This window comes from Nonomuraea sp. NPDC048826 (assembly GCF_043198225.1).
Taxonomy (GTDB): domain Bacteria; phylum Actinomycetota; class Actinomycetes; order Streptosporangiales; family Streptosporangiaceae; genus Nonomuraea.
In genome coordinates this window covers 412566-429660 of the sequence record NZ_JBICUQ010000009.1, presented here as the reverse complement: position 1 = coordinate 429660, position 17095 = coordinate 412566, and the positions used below count along the sequence as shown (strand labels likewise).

The following is a 17095-nucleotide window of genomic DNA, read 5'->3' as shown; positions in this document are numbered from 1 at the left end:
ATTCGGCTGGTGCCGAATGGGCGATGAATAGCCCCGAAACGAGCGTCATGATCCCGGCCAGCGCGATCATCCTGCTGGAACGTGCCAGATTAATGTTCTTGGACAGCCGAAAAGAACTCACCAGTATCACCCGTCTAAGCCCAGGCCCCCGATTAGCCGTAGAAATGCCGAGCAACCCGCCTTCGGCAGCCTTGAGTGTGCGGACGACGGGTTTCACTCGAGTTTCATGGAGGTTTCCCGCAAGACAGTTAAGGCGGTGGCAAGCGTTCGCTCTATAACAGGAGAATCAGGAACGGCGCGGGAAGGGGAGCCCATGCAGTTCGGAATTCTTGGGGCGCTGGAGGTGGTCTCGGAAGGCCAGCGCCTCCCCGTCCGCTCTGCCAAGCAGCGGACGCTCCTGGCCCTGCTGCTCTGCCACCGGGGCCGGGTGGCGCGCAGCGAGGCGCTCATCGACGCCCTCTGGGGCGAGGAGGTCGCCGACGCCGGCCAGCGGCGGCTGCGGCTGCAGCTGTTCCGGCTCAGGCGGGCGCTCGGGCCGAAGGCGGAGATCGTCCACGACTCGGCCGGCTACCTGCTGCGGGTGCCGCCGGGAGCGGTGGACGCGTGGCGGTTCGAGGAGCTGGTCCAGGAGGGGCGGCAGGCGGTCAAGGCCGGCGCCGTCGCCAGAGGCGGCGAGCTGCTGCGTACGGCGCTCGGGCTGTGGCGCGGGCCTGCCCTCTCCGGGCTGGACGACCTCCCGCTGCTGCACCACCAGGCCACCCGGCTGGAGGAGGAACGGCTGGCCGCGCTCGCCGACCGGGTGGACGCCGACCTGCGGCTGCACCGGCACGCCGACCTCGTCGGCGAGCTGACGGCGCTGGTCCGTGAGCATCCGCTGCGCGAGCGGTTCCGCGGCCAGCTCATGCTGGCGCTCTACCGGGCCGGGCGGCAGGCGGAGGCACTGGCCGTCTACCGCGACGGGAGGCACATCCTCACCAGCGACCTCGGCCTGGAGCCGTCGCCCGAGCTGCGACGGCTGGAGACGGCGATCCTCACCAGCGACGCGTCCCTGACGATCACCGGCACGGTCCACCACCGCGTGTCCCGCCGTCCGGTGCTCGGCTGCCCGCACTGCGCGCGCCGCCACCGCTGACCATCCCGCCCCGGGCCGGGGCTCCCCAGCCGAACCCGGCCCGGACCCGGCCCGGACTCGGATCTGGCGCCGGGAGGCCGTCTCGGGTGAGGATGCCGGGGTGGTGAAGGCGTGGTGGGGCGTCGGCGCGGTGGTGGTCGTCGCCCTCGTGGTGGCCGCCGTGGTGGCCGCCGTGGTGACCACTGTGCCGGCCGCCGCGCCGGGACAGCGACCCAGGAGCGCGCCGGCGCCTGTCCCGACGGCGGCTGTCCCGACGGTGCCCGAGAGGAGCGTGCCCGACGGGTTCCCCGATGCCGGGAGCACCGGGGTGCCGCCGGGCGCCGAGCTGGCCGTCGTGACCGGCGACCGGACGTTCGCCACGGACGGCGAGGTGGTCGAGGGCCTGGAGTTCCACGGGTTCGTGACGGTGACGGCGCGCGGCGTGACGTTCAGGAAGTGCCGTTTCCTCGGCGGGAAGGCCGACCGGGTGCGCCCGCTGCTCGACACGGAGCACGCCCGCGACACGGTGATCGAGGACTCCGAGTTCCGCGCCGCGCACCCGTCGCCGTCGGTGGACGGCATCTGGGCAGCGCACACCAGCATCCTCAGGTCGGAGTTCACCGGCACGGTCGACGGGATCAAGGCGCACACCGGCACCGTGGTCCGCGACTCCTACATCCACGACCTGACCTGGTTCGCCTCGGACCCCGACCAGGACGGCGGTCCCACCCACAACGACGGCGTCCAGGCCTTCGCCGAGCAGACCGGCGTCACGCTCCGGCACAACACGATCGACCTGTCCACCACCCGCGACCCCAACGCCGCCGTCCAGTCCTCGGCCGACGACCTGCGCGTCGTGGACAACTACCTGGACGGCGGCGGGTGCGTGGTGAACATCGACCACACGCCCCTCGGCCGCCCGCTGCGCGGCCAGCACGTCAGCGGCAACCGGTTCGGCCGCGCCTCCGCGTACGACTGCCCGATCCTGCTCAGCACCGGGGCGGCGATGACGGGCGGCGGCAACGTGTGGCACGACACCGGCCGGCCGATCCCCGAACCCGGACGGCACGACTAGCGGGAGTGGCACATGTGGGAGCGAACGCCGGTGCTGGTCACCGGGGCGACGGGGTTCATCGGCGCGCACCTGGTCAGGCGGCTGGCCACGCTGGGGGCGCGGGTGCACGCGGTCAGCCGCCGCCCGCCGGACGTCCCGGAGCACGGCGAGGAATGGCACGCCGCCGACCTGAGCGACCAGGCCGCCACCGCGGCGCTGGTCGCGCGGACCGCGCCCGAGGTGGTCTTCCACCTGGCCAGCGAGGTGACCGGGGTGCGCGAGCCGGGCGTGGTCGCGCCCACGCTGGCGGCCAACCTGACCGCCGCCGTCAACCTGCTCACCGCCGTCGCGGGCACTCCCGTACGCAGCGTCGTGCTCGCCGGCTCGGTGGAGGAGCCGCGTGACGGCCTCGCGCCCGGCTCGCCGTACGCGGCCGCCAAGGCGGCGGCCACCGGCTACGCGCGCATGTTCCACGCGCTCTGGCAGGTGCCGGTCTCGGTGCTGCGGGTGGCGATGGTGTACGGGCCGGGCCAGCGGGAGACCTCGCGGCTGATCCCGTACGCGACGCTGGAGCTGCTGCGCGGCCGGGACCCTGAGCTGACCTCGGGCACCCGGATGGTGACGTGGGTGTACGTGGAGGACGTCGTGGACGCGTTCGTGCTGGCCGGGTCGGGCCGGGCGGCGGGGCTGGTGCTCGACGTCGGGACCGCCGAGCCGGTGTCGATCCGCGACACGGTTGAGCTGCTCGCCCGGGTGGTGGGCGGCGCCGCGCGGCCCCGGTTCGGCGCGGTCGCGGCCCGCCCGCTCGACCGGACGCAGCGCTCCGACCCGGGCCCGGCGGAGCGGGCGCTGGGCTGGCGGCCGGTCACGGAGCTGGAGGCAGGATTACGCCAGACCGTCGCCTGGTACGCAAAGTACCTGTAACACCCCATCTAGGACGGCGATATCCCTCCTGACGACTGACGCAGGGGGCGGGATGCGTGCGGTGACCAACCTGACCGTGCACGGCATCGGCCACACCACCCGCGAGCTGGACCCGGGTGAGGGAGACACCTGGGTGAGCGTGGCGCAGTTCGAGCAGGTGGTGGACGCCGTGGCGGGACGGCCCGACGTGCGGCTCACGTTCGACGACGGCAACGCCTCCGACGTGGAGATCGCGCTGCCCCGGCTGGTCGAGCGCGGGCTGAAGGCCGAGTTCTTCGTGCTGGCCGGGCTGCTCGGCGAGCCGGGCCGGTTGGACTCCGAGGGGGTGCGCGAGCTGCTCGGCGCGGGCATGCGGATCGGCTCGCACGGCTGGGCGCACCGCGACTGGCGCACGCTGGGCCCGCGCGAGGCGGCCGAGGAGCTGTCGGCCGCGCACCACCTGCTCGGGCAGCTCGTCGGCGAGCCGGTGTCGCGGGTGGCGATCCCGTTCGGCTCCTACGACCGGCTGGTGCTGAGCAGGCTCAGGAGCATGGGCGTGACCCGCGCGTACACCAGCGACGGCGGCCGCGCCCGGCCGGGCGCGTGGCTGCAGCCGCGCACCAGCCTCCGCCACGACCTCGATCGCGGCTGGATCGCGCGGGTGCTGGACGGCGGCCCCTCGCTGCCGCGCCGGGCGGCCAAGCTCGCCATGCGGCTCTACAAGCGGGTGCGCTGATGGCCCGGGTCGCCGTGGTGATCGTCACCTACAACAGCGCCGACGTGCTCGGCGGCTGCCTGGACTCGCTCGCCGCCGGGGCCGAGGGGGTGGAGCTCGCGGACGTGGTGGTGGCCGACAACGCCTCCAAGGACGAATCGGTCGCCGTCGCCGAGCGGGCCGGGCCGCCGGTCCGGGTGGTGCCGGTGGGCAGGAACGCGGGGTACGCGGCGGCGGTCAACGCCGGGATCGCCGCGCTCGACCTGGACGCGCTCGACGGCGTCTACGTGCTCAACCCCGACTGCCGGCTGCGGCCCGGGGCCGTCGCGCCGCTGCTGAGGTGCCTGCGCGAGCCGGGCCGGGGCATCGCGGTGCCGTACATGGTCAACCCGGACGGTTCGCTGCAGCCGTCGCTGCGCCGGCAGCCGACCGTGGGCCGGGCGCTGGCGGAGGCGTTGATCGGCGGCGGCCTGGCGGGCCGGGTGGGCCGGCTGGGCGAGCTGGTGACGGACCCGCGCGACTACGCGCGGCCGGGGGCGTTCGCCTGGGCCACCGGGGCGGCCATGCTGATCACGCCCAGGGTGATCCGCGAGGTGGGGCCGTGGGACGAGTCGTTCCTGCTCTACAGCGAGGAGACCGACTTCTGCCTGCGCGCCGCCGACCTGGGCTGGACCACGTGGTACGAGCCCGCGTCGGTGATCGAGCACATCGGCGGCGACTCCGGGGTGAACCCGACGCTGGCCGCCCTGCTGGTCGTCAACAAGGTGCGGCTCTACCGGCGGCGGCACGGGCCGCTGGCCGGGCTGGCCTACTACCTGGCCGTGCTGGGGGGCGAGTCGGTGCGCGCGCTCGCGGGCCGGCGCACCTCCCGCGCCTCGGTGGCGGCGCTGCTGCGCCCGTCACGCCGGATGACGGCGCTGCCGCAATGAGCCGCGTCCCGGCCGTGCGGGTCGTGCCGTTCGACCGGCTGTCGGCCGCCGAGCTGGACGCCTGGCACGCGCTGCGGGCCGCCAACCCCGCCCTGGACAGCCCGTACTTCCATCCCGGCTTCGCCGCCGCCGTGCACGCGAGCGGGCGCCCGGTGCACGTGACCGTGAGCGGGACCGGCGGCGGGGTCGACGCGCTGGTGCCGCACCACCGCACCGGGCGGATGCTGCGCCCGGTCGGCTGGCCGGGCGCGGACTTCCAGGGGCCGGTGCTCGCAGCGGGGACGCCGTTCCGGCCGCTCGACCTGCTCGCCAAGGGGGTCGCCGGGTACGCGTTCGACCATCTGGTGGAGGAGGCCCCAGGGTTCGGGCCGTGGGTGATCGGGCGCAGGCCGTCGCCGTACCTGGAGGTCGGCGGCGGGCTGCCCGGCTACCTGGGGCGGGCCTCGCGCAGCGGCCGGGACAACATGAACCAGGCGCGGCGCCGGGCCGCGAAGGCGGAGCGGGAGCACGGGACGGTGAAGTTCGAGGCCGACTCGCGCGACCGGGACGCGCTCGCGCTGGTGATCGCGCTCAAGCGGGCGCAGTACGCGGCCACCGGCGCGGCCGACTACTTCGCCGAGCCGGACCGGGTGCGGCTGCTGGAGAGCCTGCTCGGCGCCCGCGACGGGTCGTTCGGCGGGGTGCTCTCGACGCTGCACGCGGGGCCGCGGCTGGTGGCCGCGCACTTCGGGCTGCGCGCGGGCGGGGTGCTGCACTGGTGGTTCCCGGTGTACGACCCGGCGTTCGCCCGGCTGTCACCGGGGTGGATGCTGCTGCGCGAGCTGGTCGCCGCGGCCCCGTCGCTCGGCGTGGACCGGATCGACCTCGGCAGGGGCGAGGACGAGTACAAGCGGCGGGCCAAGACCGGCGAGACCTGGGTGTGCCAGGGCGTGGTGACGCGGAACCCGGCGCGGCGGGCGGCGGCGGTCGCGATGGCCCGGGCGCGGGCGGCGGCGAGATCTGTCCGGACCCGGACACGTACGTAACGTTCCAACGGACATCCCCGACATATCCGGTGGAGGCGGGAAGATCGCGATGACCCGCCGACGGCACGGTCCAGCGATCCAGCGCGCTCAGGCGGGGGAACCATGCGGATCAGCGTCTTCGGGCTCGGCTACGTGGGGTGCGTCTCGGCGGCGTGCCTGGCCTCGATGGGCCACGAGGTCGTGGGCGTGGACGTCAACCCCGCCAAGGTCGAGCTGGTCAACGGCGGCCGGGCGCCGATCGTCGAGGCGCGCATCGGCGACCTGGTCGAACAGGCGGTGCGGGCGGGCCGGCTGCGGGCCACCACGGACGCCGCCGCGGCGGTGGGCTCCGCCGACCTCTCGCTGGTCTGCGTCGGCACCCCGTCCGAGCCGAACGGCAGCCTGTCGACCACCTATCTGGAGCGGGTCGCCGACCAGATCGGCCGGGCGCTGCGCCCCGGGCACGTCGTGGTCTTCCGCAGCACCATGCTCCCGGGCACCTGCGCGGACCTGCTGGTCCCGATCCTGGAGCTGGCCTCCGGGCTGCGGGCGGGACAGGACTTCGGGGTGGCGGTCAACCCGGAGTTCCTGCGCGAGGGGACGAGCGTGCACGACTTCTTCGAGCCGCCGAAGACCGTGATCGGGGAGTCGGACCCGGGCACCGGGGATGTGGTGGCGGGGCTGTACGCGGGGTTGCCGGGTGAGGTGTTCCGGGTGCCGATCCCGGTCGCCGAGATGACGAAATATGCGGACAACGCCTTTCATGCCGTCAAGATCGGCTTCGCCAACGAGCTGGGCGCGGTCTGCCAGGCGCTCGGCGTGGACTCGTACCAGGTCATGGACGTCTTCCTGGCCGACAGGAAGCTCAACATCAGCCCCGCCTACCTGCGGCCCGGGTTCGCGTTCGGCGGGTCCTGCCTGCCCAAGGACCTGCGCGGCCTGGTGTACGCGGCGCGCAAGGCGGACGTGTCGGTGCCGTTGCTGTCGCACGTGCTGCCGGCCAACGAGGCGCACCTGCGGCGGGCCTTCGACCTCGTGACCGCGCCGGGGCTGCGCAGGGTCGGGCTGTTCGGGCTGTCGTTCAAGCCGGGCACCGACGACCTGCGCGAGAGCCCGCTGGTCGAGCTGGCCGAGCGGCTACTGGGCAAGGGCTACGACCTGCGCATCTACGACGCCAACGTGTCGCTCTCGCGGCTGGTGGGGGCCAACCGGGCCTACATCGCCGAACGGCTGCCGCACCTCGGCGACCTGCTCGCCGACTCGGTGGCCGAGGTGCTGGAACACGCCGAGGTGTGCGTCGTCGGCAGCACGGACGCGGCGGTGCTGGAGGCCCTCGACGGCTTCCGGGGCAAGGTGGTCGACCTCGTGCGCGTGCCGGGCGCCGTGGCGCACCGCGACAGAAAGGATTACGTGGGCATTGGCTGGTAGAGCGCTCATCCTCGTCGAGAACCTCTCCGTCCCGCTCGACCGGCGCGTCTGGCAGGAAAGCCTGGCTTTGCGCGAGGCCGGCTGGGAGGTGCACGTCATCTGCCCGATGGGCGCCAGGCAGGACCGCGAGGCCGAAGCGGTGATCGACGGCGTGCGCATCCACCGCTACCCGCTCCGCGCCGCCACCGGCGGGCCGGCCGGATACCTGCGCGAGTACGGGTCCGCGCTGTGGCACACGTTCCGCATCGCCCGCCGGCTCGGCCGCTTCGACGTGGTCCACGGGTGCAACCCGCCCGACCTGTTCTTCCTGGTGGCGCTGGCCATGCGGGGCCAGGGCACGCGGTTCGTGTTCGACCAGCACGACCTGGTGCCCGAGCTGTACCTGTCGCGCTTCGGCCGGGGGCGCGACCTGCTGTACCGGGCCGTGTCCTGGCTGGAGCGGCGCACCTACCGGGCCGCGCACGTGGTGATCGCCACCAACGAGAGCTACCGCGAGGTCGCCCTGACGCGCGGCGGCAAGCTGCCCGGTGAGGTGTTCGTGGTGCGCAGCGCGCCGGTCGTGGAGCGGTTCCACCAGGTGCCCGCCGAGCCCGCGCTGCGCCGCGGCAAGCCGCACCTGCTCTGCTACCTGGGCGTGATGGGGCCGCAGGACGGGGTCGACTACGCGCTGCGCAGCCTGGCCCGGCTGCGCGACGAGCACGGGCGCACCGACTGGCACGCGGTCTTCGTCGGCGGCGGCGACACCTTCGACGCGATGGTGGCGCTCTCCCGGGAGCTGGGGCTGGACCAGGTCGTCGAGTTCACCGGGCGGATCCCGGACGAGGACCTGATGCGTTACCTGTCGACCGCCGACGTGTGCCTGTCGCCTGACCCGTTGAATCCGCTCAACGACGTCTCCACGATGAACAAGGTCATGGAGTACATGGCGATGGCCCGGCCGATCGTCTCCTTCGAACTGCGCGAGGCGCGGGTGTCGGCGGGCGAGGCGGCCCTGTACGCGCCGGCCGACGACGAGTCGGAGTTCGCCAAGCTCATCGCGCGCCTCCTGGACGACCCGGAGGAGCGGCGGCGGATGGGCGAGATCGGCAGGGAGCGGGTGGCGGGGCCGCTGTCGTGGACCCACTCCAAGAAGGCACTCCTCGCGGCCTACGAAGCCGCCGTGGACCCCCGGTGACCGTCATCCCCGCCGGGCCCGCGTCATTCCCTGCGGCTGCTCGCGTCCGTACCCCAGCGGGTCCTCTCCCCTCGCAGCGAGGTGAGGGCGCGGTCGGTGGCGAGCACCGTGAGGTAGCAGGCGGCGTCCAGGATGCTGACTTCGCGGGCGGCGAGGAGGTCGCGCAGCGCCCCGGCGCGCAGCGAGCGGGCCGGGAGGCCGAGGCGGGCCAGCTCCCGGTTGCCCTGCCGCACCCGGACCCGGCGGGCCAGGTGGGCTCGGACGGTGCGGGCCGGCCGGACCACCGACCTGGCCCCGGTCACCACCACCCGCTCGGCGGAGGCGAAGGACGCGTCCACGTAGCCGTCGTCGGAGATCACCTCGGGCAGCGGGAACACCCGCCGGTGCCCCTCCTCGGCCAGCGCGTACACCCCCACCCCTGCCAGCGCCCGGTGCGGCGCGATCAGCCGGTCGTGCACCCGGTGCACCCGGCGGACGACCCGCCCCACCCCCGACAGGTCCCACTCGGGCGCCGGCGCGCAGGCCAGCACCCCCGGCCGGGACGCCGCCGCGGCGAGCGCGCGCACCGACGCCGCGTCCAGCCGCACGTCCGCGTCCTGGTAGACGCGCGGGAAGACGCGGCAGGCGGCGTCGCCCAGGCGCAACGCCCCGGCCTTGCCCGGCTTCGAGGTCTCCAGGACCCGCACCCCCGGCCGGGCGGCGGCCCGCGCGGTGCCGTCCGTGCAGGCGTTGGCCACCACGATCACGTCGAACTCGCCGGGCGAGGTCCCGGCCAGCAGCGCGTCCAGGTTCGCCCCGATCACGCCCGCCTCGTCGTGGGCCGGTATCACCACGCTGACCGTCGGCCTCATCGCACCGCCTTCCGGACACTCAGGAGACCAGTATGAAAGTGGAACCGGGCGAGCTCGACGGGGTGCTGCTGTTCAGGCCGACCCCGCACCGGGACCGGCGCGGGCTGTTCACCCGGACGTTCGACGCCGCCGTGGCCGCCGAGGCCGGGCTGCGGCCGGAGGCGTTCATCCAGGACAGCCAGTCGCGATCGGTCCGCGGCGCCGTCAGGGGCCTGCACGGGCGCGGCGGGCACGGCGAGGCCAAGCTGGTGCGGTGCGCCCGGGGCGCGATCCACGACGTGCTGGTGGACGCCAGGCCGGGCTCGCCGACGTTCGGGCGGCAGATGGCGGTGCGGCTGGACGACGAGGACTTCACGGTCCTGTACGTGCCGCCCGGGCTGCTGCACGGCTTCCAGGCGCTGACGGAGCCCGCCGACACCTGCTACCGGATCTCCCGCGAGCACGACCCCGCGGAAGATCTCGCGGTCCGCTACGACGATCCGGATCTGAAGGTAGCGTGGCCCCTGCCGGTGACCGAGGTCAGCGAGCGCGACCTGGGCGCGGGCTCCTGGGCCGACCTGACGCGCCGGCTCCGCGGCTGAGAGGTGATGTCCGTGAGCGGGTCCCGCCGGGGCGGTGGACGCGCGAGGTCCTTCTGGGTGGTGGCGGCGGCGGTCGTGCTCGCCGCCTGTCAGGCGGAGCCGAGGCCGACGGTCGCGCCGCCCCCGCCGACCCCGTCGGCCTCGATCGCCAGGCCCGACGGCAGCTCCTGCCCCGACCATCCCACTCCGGCCTGTACGGGCGCGCCCGAGGGCATCAAGCTGACCACGCTGCCGCTCAACACCGAAGACGTCGCGTACAAGGTGCAGACGCCAGGAGCGGTGCTCGACGGGGTGCACATCCGCGGCCCCCTGCTCGTCCACGCCGACGACGTCACGATCAAGAACAGCGTCGTCGACGGGCACATCACCAACGCCGACGGCGACCGGTCGTTCCGGTTCACGATCAGCGACACCACCGTCGGCACCACGAAGACCTGCGGTCCGCTGCCCGCGATCGGCCACGACAAGTACACCGCCACCCGCGTGCTCGTCCAAGGCCACAGCGACGGCTTCCGCGTCTCCGGTGACGCCGTGGACATCCGCGACTCGTATGTCAAACTCTGCTCGAACCCCGGCGACCACTCCGACGGCATCCAGGCCTACCACGGCGGCAAGGGCCTGACCTTCCACCACAACACGGTCGACCAGCGCGAGGCCGAGCACATCACCGCACCGATCTTCCTGGTGGACGAGGGGTCGTCGGACGTCGTGGTCACCGACAACCTCGTGATGGGCGGCACGTTCAGCATCCAGGTGCGCAACGCGCGGGGCAAGCAGGTCGTGCGCGGCAACAAGCTCGTCGACAAGTCGTGGGTGTACGGCCCGGTCGACTCCGAGTGCGGCCGTACCGACTGGTCCGGGAACGAACTGGTCACCATCGACGCCGCCTATCGGGTCACCTCGATCGTCGGGCCGCTGGCCTGCGAGGGCGCGAGCTGATCGGCGCGCACCGCGCGCAGCAGCGCGCCCGCCGCGCCGACCAGGAGGAACGAGATCCCCGTCACGGTGTGGAACGACAGCAGGTCGAACGTGAACGACCCCGCCAGCGGCACCACCAGGCAGGCGGCGACGGTCAGCCCGAGATCGCGGGTGACCGGGTCGGCGCTGAGGAAGCGCGCCCTGAGCGCCGCGTAGCACGCGACCACGAACAGCGCGGCGAACGCCGCCGTGCCGATCAGGCCGGTCTCCACCATGGACAGGATGTACTGGTTGTCGAAGATCTGGTGCTTGGGCGCGTACCAGGTGCCGAGCCCGCGGCCCAGCCAGAAGTGGCGGCCGATCTGCTGCGCGGCGACCGCGTAGTCGTGGGTGCGGTACTGGATGCTCTCGTCGTTGCCGAGATTGGTGAACAGGCCGACGAACGTGCCCAGCAGCCCCGGCACGGCCACCCGGATCGCCACCAGGAACCCGGCCGCGACCAGCAGCGCCTGCAGCCGCCGCCGGCCCGGCCAGCCCGCGAACAGCACCACGCCCGCCACCACCAGGCTGAGCATGGCCGAGCGGGACACCGAGAACATCAGCCCGCACCCGATCAGCAGCGCGCACGCCCACCAGCGCAGTGACGGCTCTGCGAGGGCCCGCGCCCGGTTGCCGTAGTGCACGGCCACCGGCAGCAGCATCGCGCAGGCGACGCCGAACTCGATCGGGTGCCCGGTGGTGGCGGCCACCCGCCGCAGATCGGCCCGCTCCAGCACGAACGCGTCGCCCTCGGTCGTGTAGCGCAGGATCGGCAGCTCCATGAGCCGGGTCAGGTCGATCGAGAACAGGAACTGCAGGGCCCCGATCACCGAGATCACCGCGCCGGCCACGACCAGCGTCTTGAGCACCAGGTCCAGCCGCCGCAGTCCGCGCACCCCGTCGCAGACGGTGAGCGCCAGCCCGACGATCGCCACCACCAGCACGAACGAGTGGTCGGACAGGTTGAGCTCGTCCGACTCCATCGGGCCGGCCGTGGCGAAGCCGTAGGTGGCGAGCATGGCGGTGAAATAGGCGAACAGCGCGGTCCGTACGGGATTGCGCCCCTTGGCCGCGCCCAGCGCGAGCGTGAGCTGCGCGCACAGCCACAGCAGCGCCGCCACCAGGCTGACCATGTTCGCGGGCGTCAGCGACAGCGGCAGGTACCTGAGGACGAGCCGCGCGGGCACGACGAGCAGCACGAACGCGAACACCGCCGCGACGGTCGCCCCGTCCGCCCGCGCCGCCCCGTCGAGATCCGGCGTGGTCCTCGCATCGGGTGGGCGGACCGTCACGGGCGGGCCTGCTCGGCGACGGCGAGTTCCCTCTCCTGCGCCGGCGGGCGGGCACGGCGGCGGCGGAGCGGGCCCGCGACGCTCTCGGCCGCGAACGCCGCCGTCAGCGCGCCGATCACGCCGAGCCCGAGCGCCGCCGCCGACGAGCGGAGCTTCCTGCCCTGCTGCGGCGCGGGCGTGGTCGGCGGCACCGCCTCGCTGATCGTGATGTACGTCTCGGGCGGCGCGTGGACCTGCCGCTGCCGGGCGTCGAGCTCCTGACCGACCCGCTCGATCACCTTACGGACGATGGCCGCCGACGCCTCCGGGGTGCGGCTCTCCCCTTCGACGAACACCAGCGGCCCGGTCGCCAGCGACTCCAGGTTGTTGGTGCCGTTGGTGACCTTGTACTCGGTGTCGCCCTCGGCCGTGCCCATCTCGGCGACCATGTCCGGCGTGCTCATGACGCTGATCAGCATCGAGGCGGCCACGTCGAGCCCGTGGTCGAAGTTCAGCAGCGGGTTCACCTCGGGCACCGGCTGGTCCGGGTCGGGCGGCAGTATCCCGCCGCTGGTCGGCGCGGTCAGCACGAGCACGGCGGTGGTGGTGTAGGTGAGCGGGATCGTGCTGTAGGCGTAGAACGCGCCGCCGAGGGCCAGCAGGAAGGCGGGCAGGGCGACGTACCAGCGCCTGATCAGGACGAGGACGGTCCCCCAGAAATCCACGCGCCCTCCCTCCCCTGGGATGTCGGCGTACAAGGGAGGAGCGTTACACGAGCTTTGTCTTACTTGCGAAACACAGGAACCAGGGAGCATTCTCCACCGAATCCGTCCATCGGCAAGAATGATCGTCAAAAACGGTGGCCGTCGGGACGCATGTGGTCGTCAGCGATTCGGCGTCGTGGTGGCACCCTTCTTCAGGTTAAGCATTTGCTACACTTCTGGGCGTGGAGGAGTGGGAGATCCGCGTCACCAACGAGATCCTGGTCTGGATCAACGCCCTGGACGAACGATCTCGGGTGCAGGTCGTCGATGCCATCGACCGATTGGCCGAGGCCGGTCCGAGCCTGGGCCGCCCGCTGGTCGACAAGTTGGAAGGCTCCCAGGTCCACAACCTGAAGGAACTGCGTCCCGGCTCGGCAGGCCGTTCCGAGATCCGGATCTTGTTCGTGTTCGATCCGTGGCGGGCGGCCATCTTGCTGGTCGGCGGGGATAAGTCCGGGGACTGGTCAGGCTGGTATCGGAGGGCCATCCCCCACGCCGAAGAACTGTATGCGAAGTACCTGTCCGAACGCGAGGCGGAGGAGAAGGACCGATGACGAATTTCCCCAAGTGGAGCGACGTCCGCGCCGACGTCGTGGCCACCTCCGGCGGCGAGGAGGCCGTGGCTGAGGCCCGGCGGCGCAATCAGGCGTACATCGACGGCTACCGACTGGCCGAACGACGCAAGAGCCTGGGCCTGTCACAGACCGAGGTCGCCGACTTGATGGGAGTGACCAAGAGCCGGATCTCCCAGATCGAACGCGGCGAGGTATCCACCGTGGAGGCCATCGGCCGCTACGTACAAGCCCTCGGCGGGCAACTCCAGATCTCGGCCGTGTTCGGCGATGACCTCTACATCCTGCGCGGCACCGACACCCACGCCGCATAACTCGAACACCATCTTCATGGCCCGGATCTTCCTCTGTGCGGAGATGGCGCCAGCCTTCCACTCCCCTATCTCACTGGCATGAGACGTCGTTCCCGCCCTCAGCGAGGCAGTTGGGCCCACACGACGCATTCACCCGCCCGCGTGGCGGTCCTCCAGCAGCCGATCGTGAGTTCGTCCACGACCATTCCTGGCTCTGGCAGCTTGACCGCTCACGTCTCGACCTATGTTCGGGCCCTCGGTCGATGACATAACAAGCGCCTGACCACCGGAAACAGTCAGGCGCTCGCGAATGCGATATAAAAGCGGCCCATATCCCTGAAAGGGGATGACGGAAGTCTCGCTGTCGTCAGACTATGCGTCGAACTCGCCGAGCTTGACCCCGCTGAGGAAGGCTCGCCACTCGCGCGGAGTGAAGACGAGCGCGGGGCCGTTCGGGTTCTTGCTGTCACGCACGGCGATGATTCCGGGGATATTGCTGGCGATCTCGACGCAGTTTCCGCCGTTGTCGCCGCTGTGGGAACTCTTCCTCCATGCCGCCCGCTGGAGGTCCGCATGGGTTAGGTCTTGAGCTTCCATTGGTCTCGGGCTTCCTCGATCATCTCTAGAGACTGTCCGGGACGGTAAGCCTCTGCTCGTAGTTTGTCATATCTATCCCAGATCAGCGCAACGAAGTCGTGTTCGGCTGATACCTCGCCTCTACCTGCGGAGTCCACCGATACAGCCGTGGGGCTGTCCGGTAGCTCGGCGATGATGAAGCTGGACAGCAGGCCGGTAGTACACGGAGTGTCGAAGGGGACGACTTGCACCGTGATGTAGGGGCGGTCGGCAACGGCAAGGAGATGCTCCAGTTGCGCGGTCATGACGAGCGGACCCCCGACAGGGCGACGAAGCACCGACTCATCAATGAGGACCCACAGTGTGGGCGGTGCTTCGGTGTCGAGGATGAGCTGGCGGTGCATGCGAGCGCTGACGCCATCCTCGACGCTTCGGTCTGAGATCCCCGCGAGACCGCCCCGAAAGACGGCCCTGGCGTAGTCCTCGGACTGGAGCAAGCCAGGGATCAGGAGGGGATCCCAGCTTCTGAGAACACGGGCCGAGGGCTCGATCTCGTCCGTCCATCGGAGGTACCAGCCTGGACCGGACGGAGATGTGATGCTGCGGCACAGGCGGGCGAAACGGTCACCTGTGCTGAACACCTGGTCACAGCCCGCGGCGAAATCCGGCTTCGGCTTGCGATCCCCCTTTTCGATATGTGCGACGAGTGATGACGAGCAGTCCAAGCGCTTGCCAAGAGCTGACTGCGTCAGTTCGTGCTCGCGACGTGTTCGGGCTAGCTCTCTGCCGAAGCGCTGAACTGGTGTCAGACGCGGATCAAGGTCGTTGCCCATGACCATCCCCTCACCTGTCTTCCCAGCATCTTGACGGGTGCTGACAGATGTTGACGACGAGCCCCATTTGAAGGAGGTTTTTGGGACTCGATTGTGCACCGATTTCTTCTACAAGATAAGTCTTCACCTGGGCAGACTGAAAGTCAAAGGCTTCCGCCCGATCTATGATCATGACAGGAAATGGACGGCCGCAACGCTGCAGACGGAAACTTTGTGACATACCTAGAGCGGGAGCAAATCGACATTCCCTAGAAAAGGATCAAAATGTACGGAAAAGCTTCCTTGTTCGGAGACATCGTGCCGAGAGTCGCTCAATCGGTGAAGGCCACTGCGGTGGCGGAGCGTTCGAGCTCTGTTGGGCAAAGCATGGTCTGGCGGCTTCGGGATGACGCCCGTGCGGTCGGTGATGCCCGTGACCTCGTCCGGCGCGCGCTCCTGCTGGTCGGTCTGGGGCAGGATCTGGTTGACGACGCCGTGCTGATGGTCAGCGAGCTGGTCACGAACGCGGTTCTGTACGGTGACGCGCCGTACGAGCTGGTGGTACGGGTCGATCCGGCCGAGGTGGTGTGCATGGTGGTCGATGCAGGAGCCGTTCGCCCGGTGCGCCGGAGTGCGGATGCTCAAGCCGAGCACGGGCGGGGGCTGCTGATCGTGGCGGAGCTGTCGGCCGGGCTGTACGGCTGCGTTCCGCAGGGGTTCGCCACGCGCCCTGGGCTGGCGGGCAAGGCGACCTGGTTCGCGCTGCCTCGTACGGCAGGTCGGCGATGAGCCCTGCACCGGACCCGTTGGAGGAGTATCACGGCCTTCACGTGGCTCCTCCCCAGGCAGGTCACGAACGGATCGCCTGGGCGAGCCCCGCTGCCTGGTGCGTCCGGTTCCGGGTTCGGCGGCACACGTGCAGTGGTTGTGCACCCTGTTACGAGGTCTGCGTCGCGGGCGGGCTCTCGTTCGTCCGGAGATCCGCCGATGGCGTGGTCCATGAGACGGTGTGGACGTTGACGGCGGAGACGGAACGGATCTGGGGCGCCCTGCTCAGGGGCGAGGCCCGTTGAACAACAATGCGGGCAGGGCAGATCAGGTGGGGTGGCAGCAAGCTGAGGAAGCCGATGCCCTACACCTGTTACTGACTCACCTGCAGCCGGGCACAGACGCCACAGCCGCGCGAGCCGCTGCTGGGGCCGAATACGACGGCGAGATCGGCGTCGCCACTTCCGGTCTCACCATCGATCTTTCCTGAGCAAGCCTTCTGTCAACGGCCATGTGCGTGTCGCCGCATGCCGCCGCCGACACCATGCCCGAGGAGAACCCGTACTCGACGAAACCCTGTGACGCGGACGGATTGCTGCCCATCGGCGCGAGTAGGGCTCGGTCACCAGTTACGCTGAAGGTGCAACACAGGCGTCGCAGCGGAGGGAGTCGAGCGACGGTGAGCGTGGACCTCGAACACGAGCCCCTTCATGACCTCGCCCGCCGGGTCATCCGGTTGGCCGAGGAAACCCAGCACGCCGCTCAAGTGCTCGAACGCCGTCTGGATGCGCTGGAACGCCGCTCCGAAGCCGCCGGCAGAGCCGAACGCATCCTGAGCATCGCCGCTGACATGCGAACCCACCTCGGCCGGGACCGACTGTCCGTCGAAGATCTGTACGACCCGGACACCGGCCTTCCCGCATGATCATCGATTCCAGCGCCATCATCGCCGTCATCAACGGTGAGCCATAGGCCACCCAATTCGCCCACGCCATCGCCGCAGCCGTGTGTCGCATCTCGGCTGTCAACTACGTCGAAGCGGCCATCGTGGCGGACAACCGCGGTGAGGCCATGCGCAACGCCTTCGACACACTCGTCGACGAGATGAGTCTCATCATCGAACCCGTAACACCCAATCAGGCCAGGATTGCGCGCCAGGCGTACCAGATATACGGCAAGGGCAACAACTCCAAGGCCAAACTCAACATGGGCGACTGTTTCGCCTACGCTCTCGCCAAAGACCTCGACCAGCCCCTGCTGTTCAAAGGCGAGGATTTCCCGCACACCGACATCACCCCCGCACATCCCTGACGGTCAACCAATCCTCTTGAG

At 70.9% G+C, this 17095-nt stretch carries 20 protein-coding genes; 15 read left to right on the top strand and 5 right to left on the bottom strand.

Going from position 1 to position 17095, the window contains the following annotated elements; genetic code table 11:
• Positions 1–313: 313 nt before the first annotated feature.
• From ACGFI7_RS32730 to ACGFI7_RS32695, 8 genes are all read left to right on the top strand, one after another.
• Complete coding sequence (locus ACGFI7_RS32730; RefSeq protein ID WP_393411373.1) at positions 314–1132, top strand: BTAD domain-containing putative transcriptional regulator; 819 nt, start codon at positions 314–316, stop codon at positions 1130–1132.
• Between the two features lie 100 nt (positions 1133–1232).
• A complete protein-coding gene (locus ACGFI7_RS32725) occupies positions 1233–2186 on the top strand; it encodes a hypothetical protein (protein WP_393411371.1) in 954 nt (317 codons plus the stop codon).
• A 12-nt stretch (positions 2187–2198) separates the two neighbouring features.
• Positions 2199–3089, top strand: coding sequence for an NAD-dependent epimerase/dehydratase family protein (locus tag ACGFI7_RS32720; protein WP_393411369.1), 891 nt, complete (start codon positions 2199–2201; stop codon positions 3087–3089).
• 52 nt (positions 3090–3141) lie between these two features.
• Positions 3142–3804, top strand: a complete 663-nt coding sequence (locus ACGFI7_RS32715; RefSeq protein ID WP_393411367.1) for a polysaccharide deacetylase family protein — start codon at positions 3142–3144, stop codon at positions 3802–3804.
• The gene (locus ACGFI7_RS32710) at positions 3804–4712 is read left to right on the top strand and encodes a glycosyltransferase family 2 protein (RefSeq protein ID WP_393411365.1); all 909 of its coding nucleotides are present in this window, start codon (positions 3804–3806) and stop codon (positions 4710–4712) included. The genes ACGFI7_RS32715 and ACGFI7_RS32710 overlap by 1 nt, the downstream gene beginning before the upstream one ends.
• The gene (locus ACGFI7_RS32705) at positions 4709–5737 is read left to right on the top strand and encodes a GNAT family N-acetyltransferase (RefSeq protein WP_393411363.1); all 1029 of its coding nucleotides are present in this window, start codon (positions 4709–4711) and stop codon (positions 5735–5737) included. The genes ACGFI7_RS32710 and ACGFI7_RS32705 overlap by 4 nt, the downstream gene beginning before the upstream one ends.
• Before the next feature lie 102 nt (positions 5738–5839).
• The gene (locus ACGFI7_RS32700; RefSeq protein ID WP_393411361.1) at positions 5840–7144 is read left to right on the top strand and encodes a nucleotide sugar dehydrogenase; all 1305 of its coding nucleotides are present in this window, start codon (positions 5840–5842) and stop codon (positions 7142–7144) included.
• Positions 7134–8318, top strand: coding sequence for a glycosyltransferase family 4 protein (locus tag ACGFI7_RS32695; RefSeq protein ID WP_393411359.1), 1185 nt, complete (start codon positions 7134–7136; stop codon positions 8316–8318). The genes ACGFI7_RS32700 and ACGFI7_RS32695 overlap by 11 nt, the downstream gene beginning before the upstream one ends.
• A 23-nt stretch (positions 8319–8341) precedes the next feature.
• Here ACGFI7_RS32695 and ACGFI7_RS32690 read toward each other — a convergent pair whose 3' ends face one another.
• A complete protein-coding gene (locus ACGFI7_RS32690) occupies positions 8342–9169 on the bottom strand; it encodes a glycosyltransferase (protein WP_393411357.1) in 828 nt (275 codons plus the stop codon).
• Between the two features lie 32 nt (positions 9170–9201).
• Here ACGFI7_RS32690 and ACGFI7_RS32685 point away from each other — a divergent pair, with 32 nt between their 5' ends.
• Together ACGFI7_RS32685 and ACGFI7_RS32680 are read left to right on the top strand one after the other, a co-directional pair.
• Positions 9202–9750 (top strand): dTDP-4-dehydrorhamnose 3,5-epimerase family protein, encoded by a 549-nt coding sequence (locus ACGFI7_RS32685; protein WP_393411355.1) that lies wholly within the window; start codon positions 9202–9204, stop codon positions 9748–9750.
• A 12-nt stretch (positions 9751–9762) separates the two neighbouring features.
• Complete coding sequence (locus ACGFI7_RS32680; RefSeq protein WP_393411353.1) at positions 9763–10689, top strand: hypothetical protein; 927 nt, start codon at positions 9763–9765, stop codon at positions 10687–10689.
• Here ACGFI7_RS32680 and ACGFI7_RS32675 read toward each other — a convergent pair.
• Both ACGFI7_RS32675 and ACGFI7_RS32670 read right to left on the bottom strand, forming a co-directional pair.
• Complete coding sequence (locus ACGFI7_RS32675; protein ID WP_393411351.1) at positions 10638–11999, bottom strand: O-antigen ligase family protein; 1362 nt, start codon at positions 11997–11999, stop codon at positions 10638–10640. The two genes, ACGFI7_RS32680 and ACGFI7_RS32675, sit on opposite strands and share 52 nt — an antisense overlap.
• On the bottom strand, positions 11996–12703 hold the full coding sequence (locus ACGFI7_RS32670; RefSeq protein WP_393411349.1) for a hypothetical protein: 708 nt from the start codon (positions 12701–12703) through the stop codon (positions 11996–11998). Before ACGFI7_RS32670 ends, ACGFI7_RS32675 begins: the two co-directional genes overlap by 4 nt.
• 221 nt (positions 12704–12924) lie before the next feature.
• Here ACGFI7_RS32670 and ACGFI7_RS32665 point away from each other — a divergent pair, with 221 nt between their 5' ends.
• Entirely contained in the window at positions 12925–13296 is a 372-nt protein-coding gene (locus ACGFI7_RS32665; RefSeq protein ID WP_393411347.1) for a type II toxin-antitoxin system RelE/ParE family toxin, read from the top strand.
• Positions 13293–13628 carry a helix-turn-helix domain-containing protein gene (locus tag ACGFI7_RS32660; protein WP_393411345.1) on the top strand — a complete coding sequence of 112 codons (336 nt, stop codon included), beginning with the start codon at positions 13293–13295 and terminating at the stop codon, positions 13626–13628. The genes ACGFI7_RS32665 and ACGFI7_RS32660 overlap by 4 nt, the downstream gene beginning before the upstream one ends.
• A gap of 351 nt (positions 13629–13979) precedes the next feature.
• On the opposite strand, the gene ACGFI7_RS32655 is transcribed toward ACGFI7_RS32660, so the two are convergent.
• Both ACGFI7_RS32655 and ACGFI7_RS32650 read right to left on the bottom strand, forming a co-directional pair.
• Positions 13980–14204 (bottom strand): DUF397 domain-containing protein, encoded by a 225-nt coding sequence (locus ACGFI7_RS32655; RefSeq protein ID WP_393411343.1) that lies wholly within the window; start codon positions 14202–14204, stop codon positions 13980–13982.
• A complete protein-coding gene (locus ACGFI7_RS32650) occupies positions 14186–15016 on the bottom strand; it encodes a Scr1 family TA system antitoxin-like transcriptional regulator (protein ID WP_393411341.1) in 831 nt (276 codons plus the stop codon). Before ACGFI7_RS32650 ends, ACGFI7_RS32655 begins: the two co-directional genes overlap by 19 nt.
• A gap of 264 nt (positions 15017–15280) precedes the next feature.
• Here ACGFI7_RS32650 and ACGFI7_RS32645 point away from each other — a divergent pair, with 264 nt between their 5' ends.
• The 3 genes from ACGFI7_RS32645 (at position 15281) to ACGFI7_RS32635 (ending at position 17074) form a co-directional block, all read left to right on the top strand.
• Positions 15281–15784 carry an ATP-binding protein gene (locus ACGFI7_RS32645; protein WP_393411339.1) on the top strand — a complete coding sequence of 168 codons (504 nt, stop codon included), beginning with the start codon at positions 15281–15283 and terminating at the stop codon, positions 15782–15784.
• Between the two features lie 658 nt (positions 15785–16442).
• Positions 16443–16688, top strand: a complete 246-nt coding sequence (locus ACGFI7_RS32640) for a hypothetical protein (protein ID WP_164904003.1) — start codon at positions 16443–16445, stop codon at positions 16686–16688.
• Between the two features lie 68 nt (positions 16689–16756).
• Positions 16757–17074 carry a type II toxin-antitoxin system VapC family toxin gene (locus tag ACGFI7_RS32635; RefSeq protein WP_393411408.1) on the top strand — a complete coding sequence of 106 codons (318 nt, stop codon included), beginning with the start codon at positions 16757–16759 and terminating at the stop codon, positions 17072–17074.
• Positions 17075–17095 lie beyond the last annotated feature (21 nt).